Annotated in this window: 1 pseudogene; it reads right to left on the reverse strand. The window is 63.4% G+C overall.

From position 1 onward, the window contains the following. Positions 1-941 (reverse strand): annotated as a pseudogene (locus tag IFT58_RS18620) (RHS repeat protein); the annotation flags it as partial. Positions 942-1,031 lie beyond the last annotated feature (90 nt).

A 1,031-nucleotide genomic window follows, 5' to 3' on the forward strand; every position in this document is an offset into this window, starting at 1 on the left:
ATTGGATCACTCTGCACATACCGCCCCACCCCCGCATCATAATCCCGCTGGTAGTTGTAGTTCAGCCCGCTCTCCGGCGTAGCCTGCTGCCCCGGGAACCGCAGCGCAAACCCAAACGCGACGCCATCCCCATCCGGATCCTCATTCGCAGCATCCGCCCCGAACGCCTCACCCGTCAGCGCCCACTCCCACACAGGCACGTTACGCGTCGCGTCGATGATCACCCGTGGTGTGCCCAGGTGATCCGGCTGCACGTAGCCCAGCGCCGGCACACCCGCGCTGGATTCACTGAACACCGCAATCGGATAGTTCTCCAGCCACACCACCTGCTGCAGTGGCACCCCGCTTGCGCTGTATTCACCCAGCCATTGGCCGGATTCGTCATACAGCGTCGTGGTGGTTTTGCCACCCGCCTGCCGTAGCACGCGCTCGCCCCGATGGTTATAGCGGTAGATTCCCAGCGAAGTGCTCCCCTGCTTGACCTGACCCAGTCGGCCTGCGCTGTTGTAGGCGTAGGTCAGACCATTCATTTGCGTTGTGTTGCCAGCAGCGTCATAGGTCCTCGCCAGACCGCCCACGCCGGTCAGACGATGGCTGGTAGCCGGGTAGTGATACGCCAGCGTTCCTGCATTGCTGCCGGCCTGCGACCGGTTGCCGGTCGCGTCCCAGCCATAGGTATGCGTCGGCATACCCGCAACATCCGCTGCCTGCAAGAGGCGCCCCATCCCGTCGTAACTGTAGGTCGCGAGCACGCTTCCGGATGCACCGGCACGCAGCTGGGTAAGCGCACCCACTGCGTCATATCCAAATCCGAGCTTGAGCCCACCGGTCGACGCATCGCTGACGCTGCTCACCCTGTAGTCCTGATCATGCGGACGGTTCAGGCGACGTTCGTTTCCATAGGTCCAGCCGGTGATGGGACCGAACGGCGCATGGCCCACCTGCTTGACCAGAACCTGCCGAGCCAAAGTTCCACGCTTGAGTCCTACCTGGGTGACGCGGCCCTGCGCATCCCGCATGTAGTCGGCCAC

The organism is Stenotrophomonas sp. CFBP 13718 (assembly GCF_014842145.1).
GTDB lineage: Bacteria > Pseudomonadota > Gammaproteobacteria > Xanthomonadales > Xanthomonadaceae > Stenotrophomonas.